Source organism: Kribbella sp. NPDC050281 (assembly GCF_040655855.1).
Lineage (GTDB): Bacteria > Actinomycetota > Actinomycetes > Propionibacteriales > Kribbellaceae > Kribbella.
This window is the reverse complement of the sequence record NZ_JBFAKS010000036.1, coordinates 47,740-74,264: the sequence shown is the minus strand read 5'-3', so window position 1 is coordinate 74,264 and position 26,525 is coordinate 47,740. Positions and strand designations below refer to the sequence as shown.

The window sequence follows — 26,525 nt, the reverse complement described above, 5'->3', positions numbered from 1 at the left end:
CTGGCCCTTCGTCGCGTCGGCCGGCCTGCCGGTTGCGCTCGGGGTGCCGCTGGCGTTCGCGGTACCGTCGGTGATCGACGCGACCGACGCGATCTGGGCCCAGATCGCCGCCGCCGCCTTGATCCTGCTGGGAGCGGCGGCAGTGGTGCTGGCGTACTGGATCTGGTCCACTCATCCGCGCTTGCGGAAGGTTCCGGTGACTGCTGCGGTCGTCTGCTACTTCTTGTCGGTGGTCGTGATGATCCTCGGCAACGTCCACCCGTCGGGGCCGGGAGCGGGGCCGGCGGCCGGGCCGAGTGTCGCTCCGTCGTCGTCCGTGACGACCACTGAGCAGCCGAAGAGTCCGGTGACGACGACTCCTGCCGGGCCTCGGTGCTGGTCGGCTTCGCAGCAACCGGTCGATTGCCGGGAGAAGCATCGGTTCGAGGAGTTGCTGGGAGCAACGAACTGCGATCAGGCGACCGTCGTACGGTTCCTGGGTGGTTCGCCGACGATCGACGTGGTCACCCCGCGAGCCGCCACGGCGCCGGGCGGAGTCTGCGCCGTACAGACGGCTGACGACCAGATGGGCTCGGCTCGCAACGTCCTGGAGCAGGGAACCGCGGCCGGCTGGCGGCGCTGCTTCGACCGCCGGACCCAGACCGCCGTGAACTGCTCACAACTGCATTCGCGCGAGTACGTCGCCACCGGAAGCACCCGCCGGCCGACACCGGACGAATGCGTCGCGGCCGCGGCAACCTACCTGAACCAGCTCCCGGCCAATCTCATCGACGACCTCGTCGTCGGCGTCAAGGACGTGCCGTCCGGAAACCCGGATCCGGCCCGCTGCACCATCGATGCCCGAGGCAACCAGCTGCTCGACGACTCGGTCCGCTCGCTCGGCGTTCGCCCGGTGCCGATTCACACGACCTGAGCCATCGCTCGACCGAATCACGGTCGCGTGGTCACCACTCCTCGATTAGTCTCGAGCGGTGGACACCGGCGAGTGGAACTGGACCTGGGACGAGAGCCTGTACGCCGGTAGTGCCGAGCACTACGCGGTCGGCCGGATGGCTTACCCCGTTGGGCTTGCGGACGCGGTGCGCGACGAGCTCGGCCTCGACGGCAGCGGCCGGTTGCTCGATGTGGGGTGCGGGCCGGGACCGCTGACCCTGTTGTTCGCGCCGCTGTTCGAGGAGGCGGTCGGTGTCGACGCGGACGGCGACATGGTCGCGGTGGCGGCCGGTCGCGCCGAGCGAGCCGGGATCACCAACATCCGGTGGCGGAAGCTCCTGGCCGAGGAGATCTCGCCGGAGCTGGGCAGCTTCCGGGTGGTCACGTTCGCGCAGTCGTTCCACTGGATGAAGCAGGCACTCGTCGCCGAGCGGATGCGCGACGTGCTGGAGCCAGGTGGAGCCTGGGTCCATGTCGGTGCCACCACGCATCGCGGCGTCGAAGGCGACGACGAACTCCCGCACCCGCGCCCGCCGTGGGACGGCATCGACGCGCTGGTCGCCCGCTACCTGGGTCCTGTCCGCCGCGCCGGGCAGAGCCTGCTACCCACCGGCACCCGCGGCGGCGAGGAGGACATCATGCGCAGCGCGGGGTACGACGGTCCGACCCGGATCATCGTCGGTGGCGACGAGGTGGAGGAGCGCACCGTCGACGACCTCGTCGCTGCCGTGTTCTCCCTCTCGGGGTCAACACCTGCTCTGTTCGGCGCCGAGCGGCCGGCTTTCGAGACCGATCTCCGCGCCCTGCTCCGCGAGGCCGCCGATCACGATCTCTTCTCCGAACGCCGGCGCGAGATCGAAGCGGTCATCTGGCACTGACGGCAGGCTGCGAAGCAACTGCAGCCGACCGCGAGCGGCCGCGGACGTCGGTCCGCGGCCGCTCGGCCTTTGCTCGAGTCGGAGTGCTCAGGACTCGTTGTCCGGCATGTCGTCGTTCTGACCGTCCAGCCCGTCCAGCCGGTCCCTGGCGAAGTCGGTGCCCTGGTCGATCTTCTCGCCGTACTCGCCACCGGTCTTCTCGTTGGCGAACTCGCCGGCCTTGTCCAGGCCCTCGCTCACCTTGTCGCCGTGCTCGTCGACGGCCTCGGTGGCCTTGTCCTTCAGGTTGTCGAACATGCCCATCGTCTTTCCCCGTTCTGTCGATGGTTGCTGGCACTACCTAAATCCCGCCGTACCCGATCGGCCGGATTCCACACACCTGATCACGGAGTGTGGTCGGCAAACGGATTCCGGTCGGCGATGAGCGCGGGGAGCATCGAGTCGGACAGCTTGCTGTACAGGTGGCGCTGGAGCATGGGGCCGAAGCTGATGCGGGCGACACCGGCCGCGGTGTAGTCGGCCAGGGAGTTGGCGCCCTGGCCGTAGCCGACGTTCACCGGGCCGGGGATCTGTTTGGTCAGCGTGGCGATCAGGTCGAGGTCCCCGACCCCGATCGGGTAGACGCAGTCGGCGCCGGCGGTGAGGTAACGGGCGGCGCGGTCGAGGGCGGTCCGCAACTGCTCCTCGGGTGAACCGGCGCGGCGCACGAACGCGTCGATCCGGGCGTTGATCACCAGTTCGGTGCCGGCTTCGGCCCGGATCGCGGCCAGGAAGTCCGCCTGTTCGGCCGGATCGATCATCGCGCCGGTGGCGGGATCGGAGTCTTCGAGGTTGAGGCCGACGGCACCGGTCGCGGTGAACCGTTCGACGAGTTCGGCCGGGGCGAGGCGGTAGCCACGCTCGAAGTCGACCGTCAGAGGCACCGCGATCGACCGCGCGATCCGGGTCGTCGCGGCCAGGACGTCCTCGACCGGGACGTGTTCGCCGTCGTCGTACCCGAGGATCGTCGCGGTGGCGAAGCTGCTGGTCGCGACGGCCGGGAAGCCTGCGGCCTCGACCATCCGGGCCGAGGCCGCGTCCCAGGCGTTGGGCAGGACGACAGGTGTGCCGGGCACGTGCAGCGCCCGGAGAGTGGTTGCCAAAGTCATCGGTGTCTCCGTGTCAGCGGATGATGGACAGCCCGAACGCGCCGAACAGCGCGGGCTGGTGGAAGGCGAGAACGGCCGCGATACCGGCCTTGGTGAGGGTCAGGACCTTGATCGAATGCGCGTGATAGAGCCCGTCGCGACCCCGGATGTAGAGCGCGAACGCGGGCTGCCCGTTCGCGGACGTCTCGACCAGGATCCGGCGATCCGGACCGGGCCGCAGCTTCGAGTCCAGCAGCCGCAGTACGTCGTTCCGTCCGCTGAACCAGGTCGGGATCGGCGGCATCTCCCACCGGGCGTCCGCGGTGAACAGCGCTTCCAGCGCGACCAGATCCTTGTTCTCCATGGCCGCGGCGAACTGATCGAGCAGCGCGCGCCGGAGCGGCTCGTCCGGCTCGCTGAGGTCCTCCTCGATCGGCCGTAGCCGGGCCAGTTCGGCCCGGGCGCGCTGCAGCGAACTGTTGACGGCCGCCGTGGTCGTGTCGAGCAGGGTCGCGACCTCGGCCGCCGGCCAGGTCAGCACCTCGCGCAGGATCAGTACGGCGCGCTGCCGCGGCGGGAGGTGCTGCATCGCGGCAACCATCGCCAGCCGCAGGCTCTCCCGGTCGCCGACCACGGTGGCCGGGTCGGACCCGAGCAGTAGGTCGGGGAACGGCTCGAGCCAGGTCACCTCGAGTGCGTACGGATGCAGCTCGTCGGGGTCGTTGCCGGGGGCACCGAGCGCGGACGGCACCATCCGGCGGCTGCTGTGCTGGAGGAGGTTGAGGCACACGTTGGTCGCGATCCGGTAGAGCCAGGTCCGGACCGTCGAACGGCCCTCGAAGTCCGCGTGTCCGCGCCAGGCCCGCAGGTACGTCTCCTGCACCGCGTCCTCGGCATCGTGCAGCGAGCCGAGCATCCGGTAGCAGTGCGCGACCAGTTCGGCCCGATGCTGCGCGAACTCCTCCTCGAGGTTCATCCCACCTCCTCCATAGCCCTGGGCGCGACCGGTCCGGCAGTCCGCCGCCGGGCGGTGATTCCGAGGCCCGAGAGTGCCCCGAGCAACGACAGTACGCCGCAGCCCGCCAGGGCACGGGTGAAGCCGTGACCGGCGTACCCACCGGCGGATGCGAACACGGACCCGAGGACGGCGACACCGGCGGCGCCACCGAGCTGACGGGTCATGCTGTAGATGCCTGCCGCGATTCCGACCGACTCGCGCGGCAGCGATCCGACACTGGCGTTCTGCGTGGCCGGCATCGCCAGCGAGACGCCGCAGCCCGTGATCACGAGCGGTACGACCAGTTCGTAGTACTGCACCGAACCCTTGCTGATCTGGCTGACCCAGAGCATTCCGAGGGCCTGCAGACCAAGTCCGATCACGACCAGAGGCCGCTCACCGACGCGGTCCACCAGGCGACCCGCGATCGGGCCGACGATAAAGAGCGTGGCAGTCCAGGGCAGCAGCTTCAGCCCGGCCATGAACGGCCCGGAGCCGAGCACGACCTGCATGTACTGCGAGAGGAAGAACACCGCGCTGAACAGGGCGGCGCTGAGGAAGAAGCCGGCCGAGTTGGCCGCGCTGAAGGTTCGATTGCGGAAGAACGTCAGTGGCACCATCGGGTGCTCCGTCCGGTTCTCCCGGAAGGCGAAGGCGGCGAGCAGTACGACGCCGCCCGCGAACGACCCGAGCACCTCGGCACTCGACCAGCCCGAGCCCTGACCGTGGACCACACCCCAGACCAGCCCGAGGACCGCGAGGCTGACCAGCACGGCGCCGGCCAGGTCGAGTCGCCGGATCGGGCCCTTGCTCTCCGGGATGTTCCGCAGTACCAGCGGGATCGCGATCAGGCCGACCGGGACGTTGATCCAAAAGATCCACTGCCAGGCCAGGCCCTCGGTCACCGCGCCGCCGATCATCGGGCCGCCGAGCACCGCGAGGCCGGTCACTCCGCTGAACACGCCGGTCGCCCAGCCGCGCCGTTCGGGCGGGAACGCCGCACCGAGCAGCCCCATCGCCAGCGGCATCACCACGGCCGCGCCGACGCCTTGGAGGGCGCGGGCCGCGATCAGCCACGGCAGCGAGGTGGCCAACGCACAGGCCACCGATGCCACCGTGAACAGCGCCAGACCGCCGGCATAGGTACGCCGACGGCCCCAGCGGTCACCGATCGCCGCGGCGGTCATCAGAAGCATCGCGAAACTCAGGCCGTACGCGTTCACCGTCCACTCGAGCTGCTCGGCCGTGGCGCCGAGATCCGCCCGGATGGTGGTCAGCGCAGCCGCCACCACCAGGACATCAAGGGCCACCATGACCGAGCCGATCGAGGCCAGCCCCAATACCCATCGTTGTTGAGTCGTCGTCCGCACAAGTCCTCCAGGGAAATTGCTGTCACCTGGGTAGACCGCGCGCGACCGCCGGACTCATCGGTGCGATGAGAAGGAATTTCCGAGCGTCGCTCAGCGTTCAGGGCGGGCCGCGACCTGGATGAGCGTCTGCTGACCGGTGGCCACCAGCGTCCGCCGGCCGTCCTGGACCGAGAACACCTCGAGTTGGCAGACGGTGAGCGTACGTCCGGACTTCAGCACGGTGCCGACGGCTTCGAGGTGGTCGCCTTCGGCCGGGGCGAGCAGATTGATCTTGTACTCGACCGTGAGTACCGAGCTGTCCTCCGGGAACAGCGTGAAGGCGGCGTACCCACCGGCGCTGTCCGCGATCGAACTGGTGGCGCCGGCGTGGAAGTAGCCATGCTGCTGCGTGACCTCGGGCCGGCTCGGCAGCACGATGTGCACCCGCCCCGGAGCGATCAGTGCGAGGCGCGCGCCGAGGTGATGCATCAGCCCTTGCCGCTCGAAACTGTCCCTGACCCGACCCTGCACCTCAGCCGAAGCCTCGTCCATGCGGCGACAGTACCCGTCGTCAGGTCATCGGGATCGTTGCCGCGGCCGGCTGGGACGGCTTCGCGGAGCCGCCTGCGGGCTCGTTCGTGAGGCCGAAAGCGATCATTCCCGTGACCGAGCCGTCGAGCACCCGGGTGGTGTCGCCGGCGGCGAGGCCGACCGAGTGGGCCGTCTTCGACGGGTCGATCATCCACAGCTGCCAGGTCCGGCCCGCGCGCAGCCTGGGCAGGTCGTTCAGTACGACGACCGCCTCGTCCGCGCTGGGAGACATGACGATGGTGGCGTGACCGCCACCGGCGACCGGGCCTCGGACGGTTCGCGCATCGGGCTGGGCGAGTACGGCGGCGATCTGGTCGTTGGCCTGGACCGCGTCGGTCTTCTCGCGGTACTGGTCGACGGCGACTCCGCCGACACCGGCGACGGCGAGCGCGGCCGCGGCGAGTGTGAGGACGGAACGACGGGTGAACCGCTTGGGCGCGGGTGCGCCGCGGTGTCCGGCGACGAGCGGAGGTACCTGGCGGACGTGGTCGATCGCGGCCAGGACGTTCGGCTTGAGCGAGGGCGGCGGCGGGGCCGCGACCTGGGTGGCGAGCTTGACCGCGGCCTCGCGGAGCTCGGCGACCTCGGTGGCGCAGAAGGTGCAGCCGGCCAGATGCGCCTCGAACAAGGTCCGCTCGTCCTCGGGCAGCGCGTCGAGGACATAGGGGCCGGTCAGAGTGTGCACGTCGGATTCGGTCATGACGTACGCCCCTTTGTGGTTCCGAGGCAGTCGCGGAGACGGATCAGGCCGTCGCGCATTCTGGCCTTGATGGTCGGCAGCTTGGCATCGAGCCGCTGCGCGACTTCGGGATAGGTGTAGCCGTTGTAGTAGGCCAGGGTGATCGACTCGCGTTGCAGGTCGGTCAATGTGTCCAGGCAGCGCCGTACCTGCTCGGACTCGAGCCGGGTGGTGACGGTGTCGGCGACCTGGTCGAAGTCGACCTCGGCCGATCGCGCGCCGATCAGCTCGGTGCGGTCGGCGGCCGCCTGCTCGGACCGGACCCGGTCGACGGCCCGGCGGTGCGCGATGGTCAGGATCCACGCGTGCGCGGAGCCGCGGTGCGGGTCGAACCGGGTGGCCGTCCGCCAGACGTCGATCATCACTTCCTGGGTGACCTCCTCCGACTGGGCCGGGTTGCGAAGGATCCGCCGTACCAGGCCGAACACCCAGGGCGTGACCCGGTCGTACAGCGCGCTGAACGCTGCCGTGTCGCCGCCGGCGGCACGGGCCAGGAGATCGCCGTCGCTGACCTCGCCGGGCCGCGTGTGCGGCCCGGCCGGCCAGGGCAGTGCAGTCGGTTCGGTCACGGTCAGTTCGCAGGTGGCATCAGGACAGAGTCGATCAGATACACCGTAGCGTTGGCCGTCTTCACCCCACCACAGATGACGGACGCGTTGTTGACCTTGAGGCTGTCGCCGGAGCCGGTGACCGTGAGGTCCTGCTTCTCGACGGTGGCGTGCGTGCCCACCACCGCGGACGGGTCGAGCTGCCCGGGCACCACGTGGTAGGTGAGGATCTTGGTGAGCAGCGCGTCGTTCGTCTTGAGCGTGTTGACGGTCGCCGCCGGGATCTTCTTGAACGCGTCGTCGACCGGCGCGAACACCGTGAACTCGCCGCCGTTGAGCGTCGAGACCAGATCGACCTTCGCGTTGAGCTTCCCGGACACGGCCGAGACCAGGGTGGTCAGCAGCGGGTTTCCGGACGCGGCGGTCGCGACCGGGGCGGCGGCCATGCCGTCGATCGAGCCGGCACCGCTCGGGTTCGCCTTCGCGTAGTCGGCACAGCCGGGGCCGACCAGGCCGGCCGAGCTGCTGTCCATCGACTTGCCGGCCGACGGCGTGCTCGCTGAGGAGGCGGCGGAACTGTTGTTGTCGTCGCCGCTTCCACACGCTGCCGTCGCGAGGACGAGAGCCAGTGCGGATGCGGCGAGACCGGCGCGGACGAGGTACTTGGGCATGACGGGTTCGCTTTCTCGAAGGGGACACTGACAGCGGTACTTCGGTGCCGCTGCGGCCCCGGATGGGTGGGAATTACTCGACCATCACGACCGTGTTGTGCAGGCCGCTGGAACCGTTCGGACGCGGTGCGGCCCGCTGCGCTGTCTGCAGGTTGCCGTCGCCGTCGGTCGCCCGGACGGTGAGCTTGTGGTTGCCGGGCGTCGCGTCCCAGCGGAAGGTCCATTGCCGCCAGGTGTCGATGGTGTCCTCGGCCGCGAGGGTCGCCTCCTGCCACGGGCCGTTGTCGACCTGCACCTCGACCTTGCGGATGCCACGTTGCTGCGCCCACGCGACGCCGGCAGCGACCGCCGGTCCCGCCTTGATCGTGGCGAACCCTTTGGGCACGTCGATCCGCGACGCGGTCTTGACCGGTGCCTCGACGGACCAGCCGCGGTCGGTCCAGTAGGCGCTGAAGTCCTGGAACCGGGTGACCTCGAAGTCCACGATCCACTTGGTCGCCGACACGTAGCCGTACAGACCCGGCACCACCATCCGCACCGGGAACCCGTGCTCGAACGGGAGCGGTTCGCCGTTCATCGCGACCGCGAAGATCGCGTCCCGTCCGTCGGTGAGCGCGCTGAGCGGCGTACCGATGGTCAATCCGTCGATGCTGGTGGACTTCACCGCGTCGGCGCCGTTCCGGACACCGGCCTCGGCGAGGATGTCGGCGATCGGTACGCCGATCCAGCGCGCGGTGCTGACGTACGGGCCGCCGACCTCGTTGGACACGCAGGTCAGCGTGATGTCGCGCTCGATCAGCCGCCGGTCCACCAGGTCGCCGAGCGAGAGCCGGAGTTCCTTGTCCACCATGCCGTGGATCCGCAGCTCCCAGTCGTCCGGGTCGATCCGCGGGACCTGGAGCAGGGTGTCGACCCGATAGAACTTCGCATTCGGCGTCACGAACCGCGATACCCCAGGTACGTCGGCCTGGACGCCGACGGGGAGTGGACCCGCCGCATCGGCCGGTGTCGGCACGCGGAACTTGGCGCGCACCGCATCGCCGGGCCCGAACGACGCGACCCTCGTCGTGGACCACGCCGCGGCCCCGGCCACAGCCAACCCAGCCACAGTCACCAGGAACCGCCGCCGATCGAACCCCTCCGGCTGCTCCGCCTCGGTCTTCGGTCGTGGCGACCGAACAACCAGCGCCATGGCCAGCACCGCAACCACCAACGTGACAATTGCCGGCAGCAACCGATCCACGACGCCGGCCGCAGCCGAACGCCCGAACGCCGCGAACACGACCCCAACGACGCCAAGCCCTGCGGCGATCCCAACCGCCACCGCCTGTCGCCGTCGGTCCCGAGCCTCCGACCGGTTCGGAGGTCCTGGTCGCCGGGCGTCCCGACCCCATCCTCCAGCGCCGATGGCGCCGGCCGCGGCGGCTACCAACGCGAGGACTACGCAGATGCCGGCTCGGAGCAGGGGACGATCCGCGGTGCCGAGTTCTCGGACGGCGAAGTCTTTGACCGGGCCGGGGGACCAGTCGATGATCTGCACGCCGACGGCGTCGACCGGCCACGGACCGCCGGTGACGGCGGCCACCAGGTACCCGAACGACAGGGCGGCGCCGGCCGCGACGACTCCGCCAACCGCGCCTGCTGCCTGCCGACCTCGCGAGGTACCCATGCCCCTGGTTCGGCGACGACCACCGCTCGGATGGGCGGCTGTTGGCGACAACTGGCCACTCGGGATGCCCTGGACCGCACCCCGGGTAACGTCAGCGACCGACATCGAGGAGGCGCGCCGGCGGTCGGGTCGGCGTGCTCGGGGAAAGGGTGTGGAGAGTGCTTCGCAGGGTGATCAGCGGCGTGATCGTGGCCGGGGTGGTCGGAGTGACGCAGGCCGGAGCGCCGGCCCTCGCGGGCCCGGCTGCCACGGTGCCGGTTCAGGGATCGACGCGGGCGGCCGGGCTTCACAAGACTCCGGTGCGTCTCGACGGCCTGACCGAGTTGGTTATCCGCCGGATCGAGGTGGGCGACGAGGTGGCCGCGTCGAAGTACTTCAGTGGGAAGCCGGTCGAGGACCCGGTCAGGGAGCAGCAGATCATCGATTCGGTCCGGCAGTCCGCCGTACAGCTGGGGATCGACCCGGACTCGACGGCCGACTTCTTCCAGGCGCAGATCGAGGCCAGCAAGGTCGTGCAGCGCGGACTGCTGGCCAAGTGGGCCGCCGATCCGTCATCCGCTCCGACGTCCGGGCCGGATCTGGACGCCGTACGTCAGGAGCTCGACGAGCTGACGACGGGTCTGCTCACCGAACTGGTCCGCGTCGACCACTTCCGGCACGCCGGCCTGGCCTGCGACATCTCCCTGCTGGTAGCAACGACGACCGGCTCGCTCGAGCACCACTTCGACCACCTCCACCGCCAGGCTCTGGCTGTCGGCACCGCAACGGTCTGCGGATGACCCTGGTGTCTGCGCTGGTGCTCTCGGGTCCGCCCGGGGTCGGGAAGACGACGGTCGGCTGGCGGGTCTTCGATCGGTGTACCGACCTCGGGCAGGATCCGGCGTTCGTGGATCTCGATCTGATGGGTGCGGCCTGGCCGGCTCCGGAGGACGACCCGCATCAAGCGCGGCTGAAGGCGACGAACCTGGCGGCGGTGTGGTCGAACTACCGCGCCGCCGGCAGCCGTCGGCTGATCATCGCGGGGGTCGTGGAGGACCAAGGCGAGCGGAAGCTGCTGGAGGTGGCCACGGGCGGAGCGGTGGTCATCTGCCGGCTGGAGGCGCCGGACGATGAGCTGGCGCAGCGGATTCTCGGCCGCGGTCGAGAGAGTGGCGCCGACGTCGCCAAGCTGGTTGCCCGTGCAGTCGAGCTGTCCGCCCAGCTCGCCGCTCACGACGTCAGCGACTACTCGGTCGGAACAGCGGGGCGCACGATCGACGAGGTAGCGGACGAGGTGCTCGCGCGCTGGCCCTCTTAGGCCATCCGGGCGAGGGCAGCTTCAGTGAGTTCGTAGTGCAACGGGGATCCGGCGACGTACCGCTCGATCTCGGACGCCACGATCGTGCCCATCTCGAGGTAGCACTCGACCGTGCCCGCGGCCCGGTGCGGGGTGAGTACGACGTTCGGGAGCCCTCTGAGCGGGCTGTCCAGCGGCAACGGTTCCTCGTCGAACACGTCCAGGGCCGCGTCGATCCGCCCGGTCCGTAGCTCGGCGAGCAACGCATCCGAGTCGACCAGCCAGGAGCGCGCGGTGTTGACCAGCGCCGAGCCGTCGGGCATCAGCGCCAGCTCGCGTGTCCCGATCATCTGGCGCGTCTCGGGCAGCGTCGGCGCGTGCAGAGCAACCGCCCGGCTGGTCCGCAGCAGTTCGTCCAGGTCCATCCGCCGTACGCCGAGCTCTGTCGCGCGCTCGTCGGTCAGATACGGGTCGTAGACAACGACATCGGCGCCGAGGGCAACGACCATCGCGAGGTACTCGACGCCGGTCCGGGAGGCGCCGACGACGCCGATCCGGGAGCCTGTGATGCCGTGCTGCGGAGGCGTGTCGATCGCGCCCACCCACGCCGCGCCACTGTGCATCGCGCGGTCGAACCGATGGATCCGGTGCAGCATCGTGAGGGTGAACGCCAGCGAGACCTCGGCAACCGGCCGCGCCATCGCCTGCCCGGCCTGCGTGATCCGGATGCCGCGCCGAAACACCTCGTCTGTGACGAAGTGCTTCACCGACGACGCGCTGTACGCGATCAACCGCAAGCGCGACGCGTGCGCGAGCACCTCAGCAGTCAGCGGCGTAGCACCCCACGAGGGAATCAGTACGTCGGTCCCGGGCAGCGCGCCCACCAGCGCCTCGGCGTCACCGGGATCATCGAGCAGCACAAGCTCACCGAGCTTCTCCAGCCGCGCGACGCTCTCGTCCGAGAACACCATCGACCGGAACGACGGCGCAGCCACCAACAACATCCGAACCCCTTCACGCATGGCCAGATAGTAGCCACGACGTAGGATCCGGGGGTGGTGAATTCGCGGAGTAGACGTCCGCCGAGTGCGCAGGAACGTGAGACGGTGCTCGCGTTCCTGCAGTGGCATCGGGAGACGCTGGAACTCAAGTGCGCCGATCTGAAGCCGGAGCAGTTGGGAGAGCGCGCGGTACGGCGTTCGGGGTTGTCGCTGCTCGGGCTGGTTCGGCACGCGGCCGAGACTGAACGGTTCTGGTTCCGCCGAGTGATGGCAGGGGAGGAAGCCCCGCCGCTGTTCGACGTACCGGACGCCTTCGACGTCACGGGTGCGGACGCGGCGATGGTTGATCAGGCCTGGGATGCGTGGCGGGCCGAGGTCGCGTTCGCGGACAAGTTCGTCGCGGCGGCGCCGGATCTCGATGTCGTCGGAGACGAGCCCGGTGAGGGTCCGGTCTCACTCCGCTGGGTGTTGATGCACCTGCTCGAGGAGTACGCGCGGCACAACGGTCACGCTGACCTCCTCCGCGAGCAGCTCGACGGCGCGGTCGGGCTCTGACGCTCAGGACTCGATCAGGCGCAGGGCTTCGGTGACGGAGTTGGTGACCGGAAGGCCGGTGGTCTCCAACGCGGTCCGAGTCATCGCACCGGTGGTCACGAGGACGCACTGGGCGCCGGCAGCCGCGGCTGCATTGGCGTCGTCGACGACATCGCCGATCAGGACGACGTCGGCCGGGTCCAGGTGCTGAGCCTCCAGATGGCGGATCAGACTGTCGGCCTTCGAACCGCCACCGACGTCGCCGACCAGACCGTCGACCCGACTGAAGTACTGAGTCAGCCCGAACTGGTCGATCGTCGGTGTCAGCCGCGCGTGGAACCACATCGACAGCAAGGACTGAGTCCGCCCACTCTCGCCCCACAGCCGTAGCTCGTCGGGGACTCCTGCTGCCAGGCCACACGTGTGCAGCAGAGCGTCGTACCGCTCGTGGTAGAGCTTGTCGACGCGCGCCCACTCCTCGTCGTCGAGGGGACGCTGGAGGATCTGCTCGTACGAGACCCGCATCGGCCGTGCGTAGACCGCCTGCCACTCGGGCCAGGTCAGATCCGCCCGGCCGAACTCGACGCAGACCGCGTTGACCGCGGCCAGTACGGCGTTGTTGTCGTCGAGCAGAGTGCCGTTCCAGTCCCACACGACATGCGAAATCCTCACCCGCGCAACTGTACGTACTACGCCCGGTGTCACCCGGAGGTGGGCCAGATGGAGGACAGGTGGTGGAGGGTCAGCGACGTCAGCATCAGAGGGGCAGTGGTGGTCAACTGCAACCCGTTACCCGTCGAGGTCGTGTCGAAGTCGACGTTGTAGCAGGCGTAGTAGGCGCCGTCGGCGGCGAAGATCGCGAGTTGGCCGCGGTCGACCAGGAGACGGATGGTGAGGATGCCGTCGGCGGCCGGCGACAGCGGCACTCCGTCCAGCGTTCCGGCGCCGACGTCGTACGTGACCTCACGAGCGGATGACCCGGCGGCACCGGTCCGCAGCCGGAACGCGAACGAACCATCCGCAGTACCGGACACGTCGAAGGTTGCCTCGAGCTCGTAACTCGTGGCGTCCACATCGGTCAGGAGCGGGGCTCCCGGCGTGACGTGCTGAGCTCCGTACGACGTCGTCGACGTGCGCAGCGTCGCGATCTCGTCGACCGGCAGGCTGAACACGCGGGGACCGTCCGGAGTCGCGACCAACCGCTGCTGCACCGGGAAGCTCGCGTTGCCGGTCCAGACCGAGCCGCGATTGAGGCCCTGCCAAGCCATCGTCACCACCCGGTCGTCCGGCCCGTTGTCGAACGACTGCGCCGCGTAGTAGTGACCACCCGCACCGCCAGGGTTCACGGTGATCGTGCACGGCTCCGTCCAGTCCGTCCGGAACTCGCGCCCGTCGAAGTCGCCGACGACGTACGATCCGCGGCCGTCGCGCAGTACCCAGGTCACGACGCCGTCCAGCATCATCGGCGTGAAGTCCGGGCACTCGAACAGCCAGTCGGTGACGTACCGGTCGGTCCGCTCCCAGGTGCGCAGGTCGGGTGACGCGAAGAAGTCCGCGCCGTTGCCGTTGTCGTCGGACCAGACCACCATCGCCCAGGTCTGACTCGGCTCGTGCCAGACGACCTTCGGGTCCCGGCTCTCGTGACCGCTCGGCTGCGCGATCACCCGGCCCTCGTCGTACGCCGTGAACGTCATGCCGCCGTCGAGGCTGTAGAACATCCGGACACCCTGCGTCCCGGTGAAGACCGCGATCGGATCGTGGTCCCCGTCCTTCAGCCCGGACGTGTTCCGTACGTCGACCACGCCGCCGCCCGACCACAGCTCGCCCGGGTGCACGGCAGGATCGAGCGCGATCGGCTGCTGCTCCCAGTGGACCATGTCGGGACTGGTCGCGTGGCCCCAGTGCATCGTGTCCCACACGAGGCTGTTCGGCGCGTGCTGGAAGTAGAAGTGGTAGGTGCCGCGGTAGTGCAGCATCCCGTTCGGATCGTTCATCCACCCACGCCGAGGACTGAAGTGAAACCGACCGCGGTTGTCTTCCTGGTAATCGGTCACGGGCGACCCTTCCTGGCGAGGACGACGATGCTCACGCGACGGTAGCCGGTCATCGGCCCGCCTGCGCCAGCAGGCCGGACCAGTACGGGTACACGCCTGGGGACAACTCGTCAGCGCGAGACGCTGACGCCGTCGACCAGGAAGCTCGTCGCCTTGGCATCGTCCTCGGTGCTGGTCCACTGCAGCGTCACGGTCCGGCCGCGATAGGGCGTGAGGTCCACGGACTGGCCGACGTACTTCGGACCGCTTTGCGCAGCCGTGTAAGTGCGGACCGGATGTCCGTCGACGGCCAAGCGGAGCACGTCGTGGTTCGAGGTGTCGTCGCTGTCGACCCGCAGGGCGAACCGCAGACTGGGCCGGCCGATGAGCGGTACGGTGACGCGCTGGCTCAGCGAGTCCGTGTGCGTCGTGCCGTAACCACCGAGCCATGCGTAGCCCAGACCGGCGTCGGCGTACTGACCGTCCGCGCGGATCACGTCCGGGGTCTGCGACCAGCCGCCGGTTCCGGCCGTGAAGTCGCCGTTGGCCACGCCGCGCGAACCGTCGCGGGTGCTGACCACCCAGTTGATCACGGTGTTGCCGCGGGCACCGGTCGAGTCGCTCGCGGTCACCGTCACCGAGTGGGTCTGCGGCTGCGTCGGTCGGCCGTAGATGATGCCGGTGGTGGCGTCGAGGCGGAGACCAGCCGGCAGGTCGGTCGAGCTGAAGCGGACCAGCCGGTGGCCGGAGTCGGACGCCCGGACCGGGAGCAGAACGAGGTCGCCGACGGTGCTGAACTGCTGTGTCGGTGCGTTCACGGTGATCCGGTTCGACTGCGTCGGTGACGTGAGCGCCTGCGTGCCGATCGGCGTACCGAGGCCGGTCGGGCCGTCCCAGCCGGCCTGCGCGGTGCACAGCGGAGCCGGGGTGCACTCGCCGTTGTTGCCTTGGACAACATCGTTGAGGCTGCCGGTCCGGCCGTACGGGTAACTGGCCGGGTACGACGCCGGCGCGGGGTCGCCGGCCAGCGCGTACATCGCGGCGATGATCGGGGCCGCCGCACTGGTTCCGCCGTACACGGCCCAGCCTTCACCGCCGGTGGTCTGGTAGACCGCGACACCGGTCGCGGGGTCGGCGACCGCGGACACGTCCGCGACCGCGCGCTTCGGGCACACCGCGACCGGGATGACCGACTGCCAACTGGGCTTCGCCACCTCGGCCGAGCAGCCCGAGCCGGTACCGAATCCGGGGAAGCTGTTCCACACCGTCTCGGTCCAGCCGCGGGCCGAGTCGTCCTTGGTCAGCGTCGTACCGCCGACGGCGGTCGTCGCGGCCGAGCTGGCCGGGTACGAGGTACCCGCGTCGTAGTCGTAGTCACCGGTCGACGCCGCGTAGACGACGCCGCGGGGGAGGAAGTACTCCCGGTCGAGGTCGACGAGGTTGCCCGTCTCGGATCCGCCCCAGCTCAGCGACACGAACTTCGCGCCCAGGTCGCCCGCAGTCTTGACCGCGGTCAGCATGTCCTCGGTCGGCGAGTTCGCCTCGATCAGCGTGATCCCGCACTGCGGGCAGACCGCGGACACCATGTCGAGGTCGAGGGAGATCTCACCGGCCCACGAGCGCGACGGCGCCGGCAGGGGGCTCGGTCGGCCGTCCTGGTTGAGCTTCTGGAAGCAGCCGTTCGCGGTCGTGCACGGCGGTAGCCCGTACTGCTGCCGGTAGACGGCGAGGTCGGACTCCGCCGTCGGGCTGTCGTACGCGTCGACGATGTAGACCCGCTGTCTGCTGCCCGCACTCGACGGCAATCTGTACGCCGCTGCGAGGTCAGCGGGACTGTAGCCGGCCGGCGTCTCGGTCGCCGAGCGCGAGCGGAAGCCCAGGTCCGTACGTCGTTGCGCGAAGCACCTGAACGTCCCCGGCGCCACCTTCTGGTCGCAGCTCGCCTCGACCTTCGGCGTCTCCTGGACGTCCTTGCTCGTCGCCGTCTTGGTCGTCGTGGCGCCCGGCGCCTCGGCCTGCTGCCAGCTCTGCCCGGCGTCGCGGGTCACCCAGAGCCGGGACTGCTGACCGTAGATCGCCTGGGCCTCGATCATCCAGGCGGTGGTCGGGTTCTGGAAGACCAGGCTGTGCAGGACCTCACCGCCGTTCTCGAGCCAGGTGGTGTCGAGCCGCCACGACTTCGACAGGGCCGGGCGGTTGTACACCTGGCTGGCGGTGATGGTCGGCACCATCACGGCGCCGTCGGGCGCGACGGTGAGCTCGTCGGCCAGGCCACGGTCGCCGGGAAGCTCGTCGTACCGGAAGGTTCTGCCGCCGTCACCGGAGGACATCAGCGTCTTCACCGAGTGGCCCTGGCCGTAGAACGCCATGCACAGCACGAAGACACGGTCGGCTCCGTTGGAGGTGAAGCCGGTGATCGTCGCCTCCTCCTGGTCCGCGCAGGCGGCCGGGCCGGTCGCTCGGACCTTGCCCTGCCGCAGGGTGGTCAGCCGTCCGGCCACACCGGCCCCGGGAGAGGCCAGCAGGTAGACCGTCGAGCCGTTCGCCGCGAGCCAGGTGTGGTCGCCCGCCGCTACCGGTACGTCGATCCGCTGCCAGCCGGTCGACTTCCCGGCCGGTGCACGCCAGACCTTGAGCGGCCGGTCGTCGCAGACACCGCTACCGATCGGGCAGCCACTGGTGAGGACGTACGTCCCGTCGGCCGAGGCGAGGAACTGAACCACTCTCGCGTCGTCGCCGGGTACAGCGACCTTGGTCCAGGTCCGGCCGCCGTCCGTGGTGTTTTCGAGGTACGGGTCGTAAGCCCACCCGTTCTTGCGATCCAGGAACTGCAGGCTGGTGATGCCGGGCTCGCCGCTGCGGGCCAGCTCGTTGTGAGTATGTCCGACGGTGGTCCAGGTCTTGCCGCCGTCGTGGGTGGCCTTCACCTCGGCCGGGCAGGGCGTCGTACCGCAGTCGCTGCCGCCGAGCAGGTAGCCGTCGGTCGGGGTGGGCCAGACGATCGACTGAGGCGCGAACACTGGATCGGTCACGGCCGGTTGCTCGGTCCCGGCTGCTTGCGCGACCGCTCCGGAGCCGACGAGAAGTGCGGTAACAAGTGCCCCGATCAGGGCGATCGCGGAACGACCGGCATGCAGACGCACTGTTCACTCCTCGGACGACGACAGTTTCCTGGCACACGCTAAGCCCTGGCTCGATCCCTGCGGCGCCGGATCCGGCCATCCGCCCAAACCGGCCAATCAGACCGCGCCTAGGCTCAGCCCGTGGCTGATTGGGAAGCGGTGGGACTGTCCGCGGAGGACGCACAGGTGTACCGGCAGTTGCTGCGGGATCCCGGCGTACCGGTGCAGCAGCTCAGTGAGTCTCTGGAGATGCCGCTGGCAACGGTCGAGGAGGCCGTCGCCCGGCTGGCCGAGGCGGGGCTGGTCCGCGGCGGCTCGGAGGCTGCGCCGGCGCCGGTCGATCCGCGGTCCGGGCTCGGCATGCTGGTGCGGGAACGCCGGGCGGCGCTGGACGGCGTGGCGGCGATGACCGACCAGCTGGCGCGCGAATTCAGCGCCGGGCAGTTGCAGGCCGAGCCGAGCCGCCTGATCGAGATCGCCGTCGGGCGGGACGCGATCGAGGCGCGCATCGACGACATGTTGCGTGGGGCAACCGTGCAGGCGGTCGGCACCGACACCCCGCCGTACGTCGCGGACGGCAGCCATCAGGTGTCGAGTGCCGAGCTGGCGCTGCTCGAGCGCGGGGTCAGGTTCCGGGCGATCTATGCGGCCGAGGTGCTGGACCATCCCGGCTGGGTCGCGCGGTTGACGTCGATGGCCGAGCGGGGCGAGCAGGCCAGGGTGCTTCCGCAGGTGCCGGTGAAGCTGCTGATCGTCGACGGGACGACGGCGATCCTGCCGCTCGCGGGCGATGGGCCGTCACGGCCTGGGCAGGCGCGGGCCGTGGTGGTCACCGACTCGGCGCTGACGAGTGCGCTCCAGGTCCTGTTCGACCAGTTGTGGGGGCAGGCCACACCGCTACGTCTGACCGAGTCAGCCAATGCCGATCCGGTCACCAACCTGATCAACCTGCTGGCCAGCGGGATGAAGGACGAAGCGATCGCACGTCAGCTCCGCATCAGCGGCCGAACCCTGCGGCGGCGGATCGCCCAGGTCCAGGACCAGCTCGGCGCCACCAGCCGTTTCCAGGCCGGTCTGCAAGCCGGCCGTCAAGGCTGGGACTGAGTCAGCTGCGGACGTGGACCTTCTCCGCGGTGACGCGGATGACGATCCGGATCACCTCGGGTGGCAGGTCGACGTACTCCTGGCCGGCGCCTTCGCCTTCGTACTTCTCGGCGAGCTGCTGGGCGAGTTCGCGGTCGACGTCGGGGGAGACGGCCGCGGTGCCGCGGATCTCGACGTACCGCAGCGGGTCGTCCTTGTCGATGACGATCACACTCACCCGCGGATCCTGCCGCACGTTCCGGTCCTTCTTGCGGCCTTGTCCGGTCGAGATCAGTACGTCGTCACCGTCGCGCCCGACCCACACCACCGACGTCTGCGGACTCCCATCCGCGTTCGTCGTGGCCAGCACGGCCGGATTGTCCCCATCGATCAACGCCCGCGCGACCTCATCAAGCACCATGCGGCCCAACCCTAGACATGCGTCGGGTCCGCACGACGTGTCGACCTCGCCGGCACCGGCCGCCCGCCGCCGCTCGGGCGGTGCGATCAGGTGCATCAGATCCTCCAGGACCTGCATCGTCCGTGATGGTTCGTGTCGCGAACTTCTGTGGGCGCGAATGATAACTTGGCAGGGTGGCGAAGAATGAGGACGGCAAGATCGGAGTGGTGGCCGGACTCGTCCGGTCGGCGTTCCTGGTGAATGCGGTGTACGCCGAGGCGAGTCGTGAACGCGGCCTCACCCCGCAGCAGGGGCAACTGCTCTGCGTCCTGATGGCCCAGCCTTTTGGGATGGGTGAGTTGGGTCAGATGCTGGGGCTCGCCAAGTCCAGCATGACCGGACTCGTCGACCGCACCGAGCGCAACGGTCTGGTACGCCGCGAGCCGGATCCGCGTGACACCAGGGCCGTCCGCGTCGCGCTCACCCCGCGCGGGCAAGATGTCGCGGAAGAGTTCTACGCCGAGACGTGCCGGCGGATCGACCGGTTGCCGGACGGCCTGAACGCGGCGGAGCGCGACACGCTCGCCGGTCTGCTCGGCCGCGTCGTCCTGGACAACGAGGTCCCGGTGGTCTTCATGGAGCAAGCCTGAATTCCTGGATTCAGGCTTGCAGTTCGTAGTACGAACTAATACAGTTCGTACTACGAACAAGTTTGATGCGTCCAGGCATCGGCCGTCACGTGAGGAACCCATCATGTCCGATCTCATCGCTGTCACCGGCGCGACCGGCGCCCTCGGCACTCTGGTCGTCGACCAACTGCTCGCCCGTGTCCCGGCCGAGCGCATCGTCGCCCTCGCCAGGAACCCGGCCAAGGCGGCCGCACTGGAGGCGAAGAAGGTCCAGGTCCGGATCGCCGACCACGACGACCGTGCGGCGGTCGACGCCGCCCTCGACGGTGTCGACGTTGCGCTGCTGATCTCGGGGAACGAGTTCGGCAAGCGGATGGTCCAGCACGAGAACGTGATCCGTGCCGCCCAGCAGGCCGGCGTCTCCCGGCTCGTCTACACGAGCGCCGCGCACGCCGACACCAGCCCGACGTTCATCGTGACCGAGCACAAGGCCACCGAGCAGCTGATCCGCGAGTCCGGCCTGACCTACACGATGCTGCGGATGAACTCGTACCACGAGAACTACGTCCCGTTCCTGACCTCGGCGCCCGAGACCGGGGTGATGATCGGCAGCGTGCACGAGGGCCGGGTGGCCAGCGCCGATCACCTCGACTACGCCGAGGCGACCGCGGTCGTGCTGAGCACCGACGGCCACGACAACGTGGCCTACGAGCTGGCCGGCGACACGGCGTGGACCTATCCCGAGCTGGCGGCCGCTATCGCGGAAGTGAGTGGCAAGCCCGTGGTCTACCAGGACCTTTCGTCCGAGGAGCACGCCGAGGCGCTGCGAGCCAACGGTGTCGACGAGCAGACCGTCAGTTTCCTTGTCCAGCTGGACGCGGACGTCTCCCATGGCGTGTCAGCCGACGCGACCGGTGAGCTGCACAAGCTGATCGGCCGCCCGACCATCCCGCTGGTCGAGGGCCTGCGTGCCATCGCCGCCCGGTCGTGAGCAATGGTTGCCGCAGGCAAGGGGAGGTCCTGCGAGTTGACCGCCGGTCTCACCTAGGGTCGTGGCCATGAAACGAGCGATTGTGTGGGTCCTGTCGGTTGCCGGCATCGCCGCCGTTCTGTGGTTGTTGCTGGGCGCACCTGCCTCGGGCAGCAAGAACAGCTGGCCCAGCAACGGCGGCGGACCGCTGACCGAATGCAAGTCGGTGCTACGGACGGGTGGTGCCATTCCCGTTCGCGGCGTCCTCGATCCGACCGCGGTGGAGACCTGCAAGGCCGGCCAGGTGAACCGGTTGGCGTGGGCCGTGCTGATTGCCGTGCCGACCAGTGTGCTGACCTCGATCGCCGTCCGCCGCTCGAATTCGTAGCTGGCCGCGGCCAGTTCTGGCCGTGGCCAGATCAGGCCACGGAGCATGCTGGACAGCCCCACGCAGCCCTGACAACACTGCTGGACGTCGTGCTGGGACGGTGAGGATCCCGGTGCACACCATCCTGGGGAGGGTTCCGCATGCACCCTGTGGTCTCTGGATCCGGACGACGCCGGACCGTGCTCGGCGTCGTGCTGGCCGTCCTGGCCGGGCTGCTGATGCTTCCGGCCGGGACGGCGGCGTCCGCCGCGCCACCGCCTCCGGCGCCCTGGCAGGACAAGGTGTCGTCCAGCCTGCGGTCGGGGCTGGTCGCCGGAAGGACGAGCGATTTCATGGTCCGGTTCGCCGACCGTGCCGACCTGAGCAAGGCGGCCACGATCAAGGACTGGAACGAGCGCGGCGAGTACGTCGTCCAGCAGCTGCAACAGGCCGCGGCCAGCGGGCAGCGCGACGCCCGTGCGGCGCTCGATGCCGCTGGCAACGACTACACGCCGTTCTGGATCACCGACGCCATCTTGGTGAAGGGCGGATCCGCGGCGCTGGCGCAGTCGCTCGCGGCCCGGCCAGAGGTGGTGGGACTGCAGGAGGCTCCGGCCTACGACCTGACCGAACCGGCGCCGTCCGCCGAACCGAAGGCGGCGACGGCGGCAGCGGTCGAGTGGGGACTCGCGGACATCCAGGCGGACAAGGTCTGGTCGGAGCTGGACGATCGTGGCCAGGGCATCGTCGTCGGCAGCATCGACACCGGCGTCCAGTTCGATCACCCGGCGCTGGTGAACTCCTACCGCGGCACGCTGAGCCCTGGGGTCTTCGACCACGACTACAACTGGTTCGACCCGTCCCAGATCTGCCCGTCGGCGGCGCCCTGCGACAACATCTGGCACGGCACCCACACGATGGGCACGATGGTCGGCGGTGACGGGCCGCGCGGGAAGATCGGCGTCGCGCCGGACGCGCGGTGGATCGCCGCGAAGGGGTGCGAGGACGAGGAGCGAGGGTGTTCGCTCGGCGCCCTGCTCGCCTCCGGCCAGTGGATGCTCGCGCCGACCGACCTGTCCGGCGCCAACCCGCGCGCCGACCTGCGGCCGAACGTCCTCAACAACTCGTGGGGGGACGACAATCGCGCCGTCGAGGATCCCTTCTACGACGACGTGGTCGCGGCGTGGAACGCCTCCGGCATCTTCGCGGTCTTCTCGAACGGCAACGACGGCCGGGCCGGATGTGACACCACCGCCTCGCCGGCGGACGGCGGATCGACGTATGCGGTCGGCGGATACGACGAGGCCGGTGCGATCGGCGACTTCTCCGGCCGTGGTCCGGGGGTGTCCGGCCGGGTGAAGCCGGACATCGCCGCCCCTGGTGTCGCCGTCGGTTCGTCGGTTCCGGGCGGCGCCTTCGGCACCGGCACGGGTACGTCGATGGCCTCACCACACGTCTCTGGCACGGTCGCTCTGATGTGGTCCGCCGCGCCCTCCTTGATCGGGGACATCGACGGCACGCGTGAGCTGCTGAACCAGACCGCTGTCGACACCGGTGACCTGTCCTGCGGCGGTACCGTCCAACGGAACAACACCTTCGGAGAGGGCCGCCTGAACGCCTTGGCCGCGGTCGAGGCCTCGCCACGGGGTGACACCGGGACGCTGGCCGGACGGATCACCGACAACGCCGGGAAGCCCGTCGCCGACGCAACAGTGGTCGCCACCGCCGCGGAGTACGAGCGACGCACGACGACCGCAGCCGACGGCACCTTCGAGGTCCGGGTGAGAGCTGGCACCTATGACCTGGCGGTCTCGGCCTTCGGCTTCGAGAACGCGACCGCGGACGACGTAGTGGTGACGAAGGATCAGCGGACGGTGCGCGATGCCACGCTGACCCAGGTGCCGATGGCAACGGTTCGTGGGAAGGTGACCGACGGCTCCGGCCACGGCTGGCCGCTGTACGCCGCTCTCACCGTCGCCGGTACGCCGCTGGCGCCGATCTACACGTCACCGGTGGATGGTTCGTACCGCATCCAGTTGCCGGTGGGGTCGACGTACCGCATCGAGCTGGATCCGGATGCGGCCGGTTACCAGGCGATGACCCGCAAGGTCCTCGTCCAGGGTGACCAGTCGGTGGACTTCGCCGTACCTGTGATCGCGGCTCCCTGTACGGCGCCCGGCTACCACAGCGAGCACCAGGGGCTCGCCGAATCGTTCGACGGTACGTCGATCCCGGCCGGCTGGACGCAGGAGACGGTGATCGGCGACGGCTGGGAGTTCGACGACCCGGGACAGAACACGAACCTGACCGGCGGGTCCGGCGGCTTCGCGAGCATCGACAGCGGCTCGGGGAAGCGGCTGGAGGACTCGCGGCTGATCTCGCCCAGTGTCGACCTGAGCTCGCAGGACCAGCCGGTGATCGCGTTCCGGACGGACGTGCTCGGCACCCGGGCCGCGGTCGAGGTCGACCTGTCCGTCGACGACGGCGCGACCTGGACCAACGTCTGGCACCAGAACGGGAGCCTGCGGGGCCCACGGCCTGTGCAGGTGCCGGTCCCCACGGCCGCCGGGCATGACAAGGTCCAGGCCCGGTTCCGCTACAGCACCGAGGTCTCCGGCAACGGCTGGCTGCAGATCGACGACGTGGTGATCGGGACGACCAGGTGCGCTCCGGTGGCCGGCGGTCTCGTCCTCGGCAACGTGACGGATGACAGATTCGGCCGGGCCGTCGACGATGCGACCGTGCGAAATCTCTCCCGGCCGGCCGATGTCGCGACCGCAGGACCGACACCGGCCGACCCGAGCCTCGGCGACGGCTTCTACTGGATGTTCGCGCCGATCGGCCGGCAGCGGTTCAGCGCGCAGTACGACGCCGGGCAGTACGAGGCCAGGACGCGGACTGTCGACGTCCGGCCGGACACGGTGGTCCGGGCCGACTTCGCGCTCGGCATGGCCGAACTGAAGGTGACGACGAAGGATCTCACCCAGTCGGTGCGGATCGGCGACCGGCGGACGATCGAGCTGACGGTGAAGAACGTCGGCACCGGCCGGGCGACGTACGAACTGACGCCGTTCGAGGACAAGCCGGAGACGAAGGCGGCAGCCGTCTCCACTGTTGCGGAACGGCGGTACCTGAGTCTGGACGACGGCGGTCCGTTGCAGGCAACCAGTCAAGCGGCGGCGTCGCGGACGACGGGTGCGAAGATCGCGCCCTGGCAGCAGGAGACCAACCTGCCGGAGGGAGATTTCGATGCACTGGCGACGTACCACGACGGGAAGCTGTACAAGGTCGGCGGCGTCGCCGACCTGAACCACACCGAGCAACGCAACTACGTCTACGACCTGAAGACCAAGACCTGGCAGGAGATCGCGCGGACCACCGATGCGCTGGAGCGACCTGCCGGTGGGTTCGTCGGCGACAATCTGTACGTCGTGGGTGGCTGGCCGCGCGGAGGCGCCCCGGCCTCACGGCTGACGGTTTACGACCCCGCGACCGACAAGTGGTTGTCCGGACCGGACGCCCCGATCGGCACGGCCGCGGCCGCATCCGCCGTCCTGGGCGGCAAGCTCTACGTCATCGGTGGGCGCACGAACGCCGACGACGCGCACGGAAGCCGCGGTGTGATGGTCTACGACCCGGTCTCGAAGGGCTGGACGCGAGCGGCGGACTATCCGGAACCGGTGTCCTGGCAGCACTGTGGTGCCATCGGTGAGCGCATCTACTGCGCCGGAGGGGACAACGGGGGCGTCGATCATGCGCTCCGGACGGCGTACAGCTACAACCCGGTGACCAACCGCTGGCTGCGGCTGAGCGATCTGCCGGCAACGGTCTGGGGTGCCGCGTACTCCGCGGCCAACGGTGAGCTCCTGCTCTCGGGTGGGATGGTGTCCGGCTATCGAAGCAACCTGGGCTTCGCCTACAGCCCGGCCTCGGACAGCTGGAGGTCGTTGCCCAACTCCCAGTTCGCGGTGACCCGGGTCGCCGGCGCCTGCGGATTCTTCAAGGTGGGCGGAGCGGAGGGGATCCTCGGCGCCAAGCCGTACGTCGAGCAGCTCACCGGCAACGACCAGTGCGCACCCGGTGGCCGGGATGTGCCGTGGCTGAGGGCCGACAAGCCGGCCGGCACCCTCACACCGGGGCAGTCGACACGGATCCGGGTCACTCTCGACGCCCGGACCCCCGCAACGAGCCAGCCGCGCGAAGTGAGCGCACGGCTGCTGCTGATGGAGGACACTCCGTTCCGGAACGCGCCGCTGACCGTGACGATGGATGCGGTCGCGCCGCCCGACTGGGGCCAGATCACCGGAACCGTCACCGGCAAGGATCGGTGCACCGGTCAGACGTCCGCCCTGCCAGGAGCAGCCCTAACGATCGGCACGGGGCATGACGCGGTGCATCTGGTCGCGGACGAGGACGGACGGTACTCGTACTGGCTGAAGGCGGACGGGCACGTCCAGGTGAGTGCAGCCGCGCCCGGCTGGCTGCCGGCGGCGGGCGTCGTCAAGGTACGGCCGCAGCAGACGACAACCGGAGACCTCCTGCTGGCCAAGGCAGGACCGTGCTCGGTCCAGCCGGGCGGGTAGGCGCCGGAACGTGCAATCACCATGGACGGAGGCGGCGGCGAACCTGGTCATCCTCGGCGTCGAGGAGTTCGAGGAGCGGGCCTACCGGATCCTGCTGCGCTCACCGGGACTCACGGTGACCGGGCTGGCGGACCGGATCGGTGCGCCGGCCGGCCGGGTGCGCCGCGCGGTGACCGTGCTCGAGCAGTCGGGTCTGGTCAGCCGGTCTCCGTTGCCGACGCCGCGATTGTTGCCGGTGGCACCGGATGCGGCGATCGAGGCACTGGTGCGCCGGCAGGAATCCGAGCTCGAGCGGATCCGGGCGCTGGCCGCGTCCTGGGTCCCGGAGTTCCGCTCCGGCGGCAATGCCGCGCCGACCGAGCTGATCGAGGTGGTCACCGGGGCCGACACGGTCCTGAGCCGCTTCGATCAGCTGCAGCGCGGGGCGATGGAGGAGGTGCAGGTGCTCGACACCCCGCCGTACGCCGGTGACGCGGGGCCGGTCACGAACGACGCGGAGTTCGAGGTGCTGGCCAGAGGGGTGACCTGCCGGGCGATCTACGCCCGGGCCGCGCTGGAACAGTCGCCGAACGCGGTGACCGCGATCCTGCGGTACGTCGCCGCCGGCGAGCAGGCCCGGGTCACCTCGGAGCTGCCGTTGAAGCTGGCCACCTTCGATCGCAAGGTCGCCTTCATCCCGCAGTCGATCGCGCAGCGGGACATCGCCGGCGCGATCGTGGTGCACCCGTGCAGTCTGCTCGACGTCCTGCTGTTCGTCTTCGACCAGCTCTGGGCGGAGGCGACGCCGCTGACCGCGGCCGGGCCGCTGCGCTCAATCGAGCAGGACGGCGTCGCCGAGCCGAGCGACAACGACCGGCGGGTCCTGGCCCTGCTGGCCAGTGGGCTGAAGGACGAGGCCATCGCGCACCACCTCGGCTGGAGCCATCGCACCACCAGGCGGCGGATCGCCACGCTGATGTCGACCCTGGGCGCCGACACGAGATTCCAGGCCGGGCTGTACGCCGCCCGCGCGGGGTGGTTGTGAC

At 69.5% G+C, this 26,525-nt stretch carries 25 protein-coding genes; 11 read left to right on the top strand and 14 right to left on the bottom strand.

Translation table 11 applies throughout. The features are described 5' to 3' along the window. Nucleotides 1-70 precede the first annotated feature (70 nt). A complete protein-coding gene (locus AB0I34_RS32240; RefSeq protein WP_360452411.1) occupies nucleotides 71-913 on the top strand; it encodes a hypothetical protein in 843 nt (280 codons plus the stop codon). A gap of 58 nt (nucleotides 914-971) precedes the next feature. Next, nucleotides 972-1,811, top strand: a complete 840-nt coding sequence (locus AB0I34_RS32235) for a class I SAM-dependent methyltransferase (RefSeq protein ID WP_360452409.1) — start codon at nucleotides 972-974, stop codon at nucleotides 1,809-1,811. An 87-nt stretch (nucleotides 1,812-1,898) separates the two neighbouring features. On the opposite strand, the gene AB0I34_RS32230 is transcribed toward AB0I34_RS32235, so the two are convergent. The 9 genes from AB0I34_RS32230 to AB0I34_RS32190 form a co-directional block, all read right to left on the bottom strand. Beyond that, entirely contained in the window at nucleotides 1,899-2,114 is a 216-nt protein-coding gene (locus AB0I34_RS32230; protein WP_360452407.1) for an antitoxin, read from the bottom strand. Between the two features lie 80 nt (nucleotides 2,115-2,194). Then, the gene (locus AB0I34_RS32225) at nucleotides 2,195-2,959 is read right to left on the bottom strand and encodes an isocitrate lyase/phosphoenolpyruvate mutase family protein (protein ID WP_360452405.1); all 765 of its coding nucleotides are present in this window, start codon (nucleotides 2,957-2,959) and stop codon (nucleotides 2,195-2,197) included. A 13-nt stretch (nucleotides 2,960-2,972) separates the two neighbouring features. Beyond that, nucleotides 2,973-3,914: a sigma-70 family RNA polymerase sigma factor gene (locus AB0I34_RS32220; RefSeq protein WP_360452403.1), complete on the bottom strand. Its 942-nt coding sequence runs from the start codon at nucleotides 3,912-3,914 to the stop codon at nucleotides 2,973-2,975. Beyond that, the gene (locus tag AB0I34_RS32215; RefSeq protein WP_360452401.1) at nucleotides 3,911-5,305 is read right to left on the bottom strand and encodes a DHA2 family efflux MFS transporter permease subunit; all 1,395 of its coding nucleotides are present in this window, start codon (nucleotides 5,303-5,305) and stop codon (nucleotides 3,911-3,913) included. The genes AB0I34_RS32220 and AB0I34_RS32215 overlap by 4 nt, the downstream gene beginning before the upstream one ends. 90 nt (nucleotides 5,306-5,395) lie before the next feature. Further along, entirely contained in the window at nucleotides 5,396-5,836 is a 441-nt protein-coding gene (locus tag AB0I34_RS32210; protein WP_360452399.1) for a PaaI family thioesterase, read from the bottom strand. Between the two features lie 19 nt (nucleotides 5,837-5,855). Beyond that, nucleotides 5,856-6,575, bottom strand: coding sequence for an anti-sigma factor (locus AB0I34_RS32205; protein WP_360452397.1), 720 nt, complete (start codon nucleotides 6,573-6,575; stop codon nucleotides 5,856-5,858). Further along, a complete protein-coding gene (locus AB0I34_RS32200; RefSeq protein WP_360452395.1) occupies nucleotides 6,572-7,183 on the bottom strand; it encodes a sigma-70 family RNA polymerase sigma factor in 612 nt (203 codons plus the stop codon). The genes AB0I34_RS32205 and AB0I34_RS32200 overlap by 4 nt, the downstream gene beginning before the upstream one ends. Nucleotides 7,184-7,185: 2 nt before the next feature. After that, the gene (locus AB0I34_RS32195) at nucleotides 7,186-7,833 is read right to left on the bottom strand and encodes a fasciclin domain-containing protein (protein WP_360452393.1); all 648 of its coding nucleotides are present in this window, start codon (nucleotides 7,831-7,833) and stop codon (nucleotides 7,186-7,188) included. A 73-nt stretch (nucleotides 7,834-7,906) separates the two neighbouring features. Continuing rightward, complete coding sequence (locus tag AB0I34_RS32190; protein ID WP_360452391.1) at nucleotides 7,907-9,502, bottom strand: molybdopterin-dependent oxidoreductase; 1,596 nt, start codon at nucleotides 9,500-9,502, stop codon at nucleotides 7,907-7,909. Between the two features lie 158 nt (nucleotides 9,503-9,660). Here AB0I34_RS32190 and aroQ point away from each other — a divergent pair, with 158 nt between their 5' ends. Together aroQ and AB0I34_RS32180 are read left to right on the top strand one after the other, a co-directional pair. Beyond that, on the top strand, nucleotides 9,661-10,281 hold the full coding sequence (aroQ, locus tag AB0I34_RS32185) for a gamma subclass chorismate mutase AroQ (protein ID WP_360452389.1): 621 nt from the start codon (nucleotides 9,661-9,663) through the stop codon (nucleotides 10,279-10,281). After that, complete coding sequence (locus AB0I34_RS32180; protein WP_360452387.1) at nucleotides 10,278-10,799, top strand: AAA family ATPase; 522 nt, start codon at nucleotides 10,278-10,280, stop codon at nucleotides 10,797-10,799. Before aroQ ends, AB0I34_RS32180 begins: the two co-directional genes overlap by 4 nt. On the opposite strand, the gene AB0I34_RS32175 is transcribed toward AB0I34_RS32180, so the two are convergent. Then, nucleotides 10,796-11,800 (bottom strand): hydroxyacid dehydrogenase, encoded by a 1,005-nt coding sequence (locus AB0I34_RS32175; protein WP_360452385.1) that lies wholly within the window; start codon nucleotides 11,798-11,800, stop codon nucleotides 10,796-10,798. The two genes, AB0I34_RS32180 and AB0I34_RS32175, sit on opposite strands and share 4 nt — an antisense overlap. 33 nt (nucleotides 11,801-11,833) lie before the next feature. On the opposite strand from AB0I34_RS32175, the gene AB0I34_RS32170 reads away from it, so the two are divergent. Further along, nucleotides 11,834-12,334, top strand: coding sequence for a DinB family protein (locus AB0I34_RS32170; protein WP_360452383.1), 501 nt, complete (start codon nucleotides 11,834-11,836; stop codon nucleotides 12,332-12,334). A gap of 3 nt (nucleotides 12,335-12,337) precedes the next feature. On the opposite strand, the gene AB0I34_RS32165 is transcribed toward AB0I34_RS32170, so the two are convergent. The 3 genes from AB0I34_RS32165 to AB0I34_RS32155 all read right to left on the bottom strand — a co-directional run bounded on the left by AB0I34_RS32165 (nucleotide 12,338) and on the right by AB0I34_RS32155 (nucleotide 17,489). Then, nucleotides 12,338-12,985: an HAD hydrolase-like protein gene (locus AB0I34_RS32165; RefSeq protein ID WP_360452381.1), complete on the bottom strand. Its 648-nt coding sequence runs from the start codon at nucleotides 12,983-12,985 to the stop codon at nucleotides 12,338-12,340. A 29-nt stretch (nucleotides 12,986-13,014) separates the two neighbouring features. Further along, entirely contained in the window at nucleotides 13,015-14,367 is a 1,353-nt protein-coding gene (locus AB0I34_RS32160) for a glycoside hydrolase family 32 protein (protein ID WP_360452379.1), read from the bottom strand. A 110-nt stretch (nucleotides 14,368-14,477) separates the two neighbouring features. Beyond that, nucleotides 14,478-17,489: a putative Ig domain-containing protein gene (locus tag AB0I34_RS32155; protein WP_360452377.1), complete on the bottom strand. Its 3,012-nt coding sequence runs from the start codon at nucleotides 17,487-17,489 to the stop codon at nucleotides 14,478-14,480. A gap of 120 nt (nucleotides 17,490-17,609) precedes the next feature. Between AB0I34_RS32155 and AB0I34_RS32150 the strand changes: the two genes are divergently transcribed. Then, nucleotides 17,610-18,572: a winged helix-turn-helix transcriptional regulator gene (locus AB0I34_RS32150; protein WP_360452375.1), complete on the top strand. Its 963-nt coding sequence runs from the start codon at nucleotides 17,610-17,612 to the stop codon at nucleotides 18,570-18,572. 1 nt (nucleotide 18,573) lies between these two features. Here AB0I34_RS32150 and AB0I34_RS32145 read toward each other — a convergent pair whose 3' ends face one another. Then, on the bottom strand, nucleotides 18,574-19,089 hold the full coding sequence (locus AB0I34_RS32145; protein WP_360452373.1) for a PPOX class F420-dependent oxidoreductase: 516 nt from the start codon (nucleotides 19,087-19,089) through the stop codon (nucleotides 18,574-18,576). Nucleotides 19,090-19,145: 56 nt separating this feature from the next. Here AB0I34_RS32145 and AB0I34_RS32140 point away from each other — a divergent pair, with 56 nt between their 5' ends. From AB0I34_RS32140 to AB0I34_RS32120, 5 genes are all read left to right on the top strand, one after another. Next, nucleotides 19,146-19,601 (top strand): MarR family transcriptional regulator, encoded by a 456-nt coding sequence (locus tag AB0I34_RS32140; RefSeq protein WP_360452371.1) that lies wholly within the window; start codon nucleotides 19,146-19,148, stop codon nucleotides 19,599-19,601. Between the two features lie 103 nt (nucleotides 19,602-19,704). Next, nucleotides 19,705-20,571, top strand: a complete 867-nt coding sequence (locus AB0I34_RS32135) for an SDR family oxidoreductase (RefSeq protein WP_360452369.1) — start codon at nucleotides 19,705-19,707, stop codon at nucleotides 20,569-20,571. Nucleotides 20,572-20,638: 67 nt separating this feature from the next. Beyond that, nucleotides 20,639-20,938, top strand: a complete 300-nt coding sequence (locus AB0I34_RS32130) for a hypothetical protein (protein WP_360452367.1) — start codon at nucleotides 20,639-20,641, stop codon at nucleotides 20,936-20,938. 140 nt (nucleotides 20,939-21,078) lie between these two features. Next, nucleotides 21,079-25,500, top strand: coding sequence for a S8 family serine peptidase (locus AB0I34_RS32125; RefSeq protein ID WP_360452365.1), 4,422 nt, complete (start codon nucleotides 21,079-21,081; stop codon nucleotides 25,498-25,500). A gap of 10 nt (nucleotides 25,501-25,510) precedes the next feature. Further along, a complete protein-coding gene (locus tag AB0I34_RS32120; protein ID WP_360452363.1) occupies nucleotides 25,511-26,524 on the top strand; it encodes a winged helix-turn-helix transcriptional regulator in 1,014 nt (337 codons plus the stop codon). Nucleotide 26,525 lies beyond the last annotated feature (1 nt).

What these genes read in the sequence shown, in the direction of transcription:
- AB0I34_RS32230 (WP_360452407.1), bottom strand. Translation starts at nt 2,114, where the DNA reads ATGGGCATGTTCGACAACCTGAAGGACAAGGCCACCGAGGCCGTCGAC.
- AB0I34_RS32225 (WP_360452405.1), bottom strand. Translation starts at nt 2,959, where the DNA reads ATGACTTTGGCAACCACTCTCCGGGCGCTGCACGTGCCCGGCACACCT.
- AB0I34_RS32220 (WP_360452403.1), bottom strand. Translation starts at nt 3,914, where the DNA reads ATGAACCTCGAGGAGGAGTTCGCGCAGCATCGGGCCGAACTGGTCGCG.
- AB0I34_RS32210 (WP_360452399.1), bottom strand. Translation starts at nt 5,836, where the DNA reads ATGGACGAGGCTTCGGCTGAGGTGCAGGGTCGGGTCAGGGACAGTTTC.
- AB0I34_RS32205 (WP_360452397.1), bottom strand. Translation starts at nt 6,575, where the DNA reads ATGACCGAATCCGACGTGCACACTCTGACCGGCCCCTATGTCCTCGAC.
- AB0I34_RS32195 (WP_360452393.1), bottom strand. Translation starts at nt 7,833, where the DNA reads ATGCCCAAGTACCTCGTCCGCGCCGGTCTCGCCGCATCCGCACTGGCT.
- AB0I34_RS32190 (WP_360452391.1), bottom strand. Translation starts at nt 9,502, where the DNA reads ATGGGTACCTCGCGAGGTCGGCAGGCAGCAGGCGCGGTTGGCGGAGTC.
- AB0I34_RS32180 (WP_360452387.1), top strand. Translation starts at nt 10,278, where the DNA reads ATGACCCTGGTGTCTGCGCTGGTGCTCTCGGGTCCGCCCGGGGTCGGG.
- AB0I34_RS32175 (WP_360452385.1), bottom strand. Translation starts at nt 11,800, where the DNA reads ATGCGTGAAGGGGTTCGGATGTTGTTGGTGGCTGCGCCGTCGTTCCGG.
- AB0I34_RS32145 (WP_360452373.1), bottom strand. Translation starts at nt 19,089, where the DNA reads ATGCAGGTCCTGGAGGATCTGATGCACCTGATCGCACCGCCCGAGCGG.
- AB0I34_RS32135 (WP_360452369.1), top strand. Translation starts at nt 19,705, where the DNA reads ATGTCCGATCTCATCGCTGTCACCGGCGCGACCGGCGCCCTCGGCACT.
- AB0I34_RS32130 (WP_360452367.1), top strand. Translation starts at nt 20,639, where the DNA reads ATGAAACGAGCGATTGTGTGGGTCCTGTCGGTTGCCGGCATCGCCGCC.
- AB0I34_RS32125 (WP_360452365.1), top strand. Translation starts at nt 21,079, where the DNA reads ATGCACCCTGTGGTCTCTGGATCCGGACGACGCCGGACCGTGCTCGGC.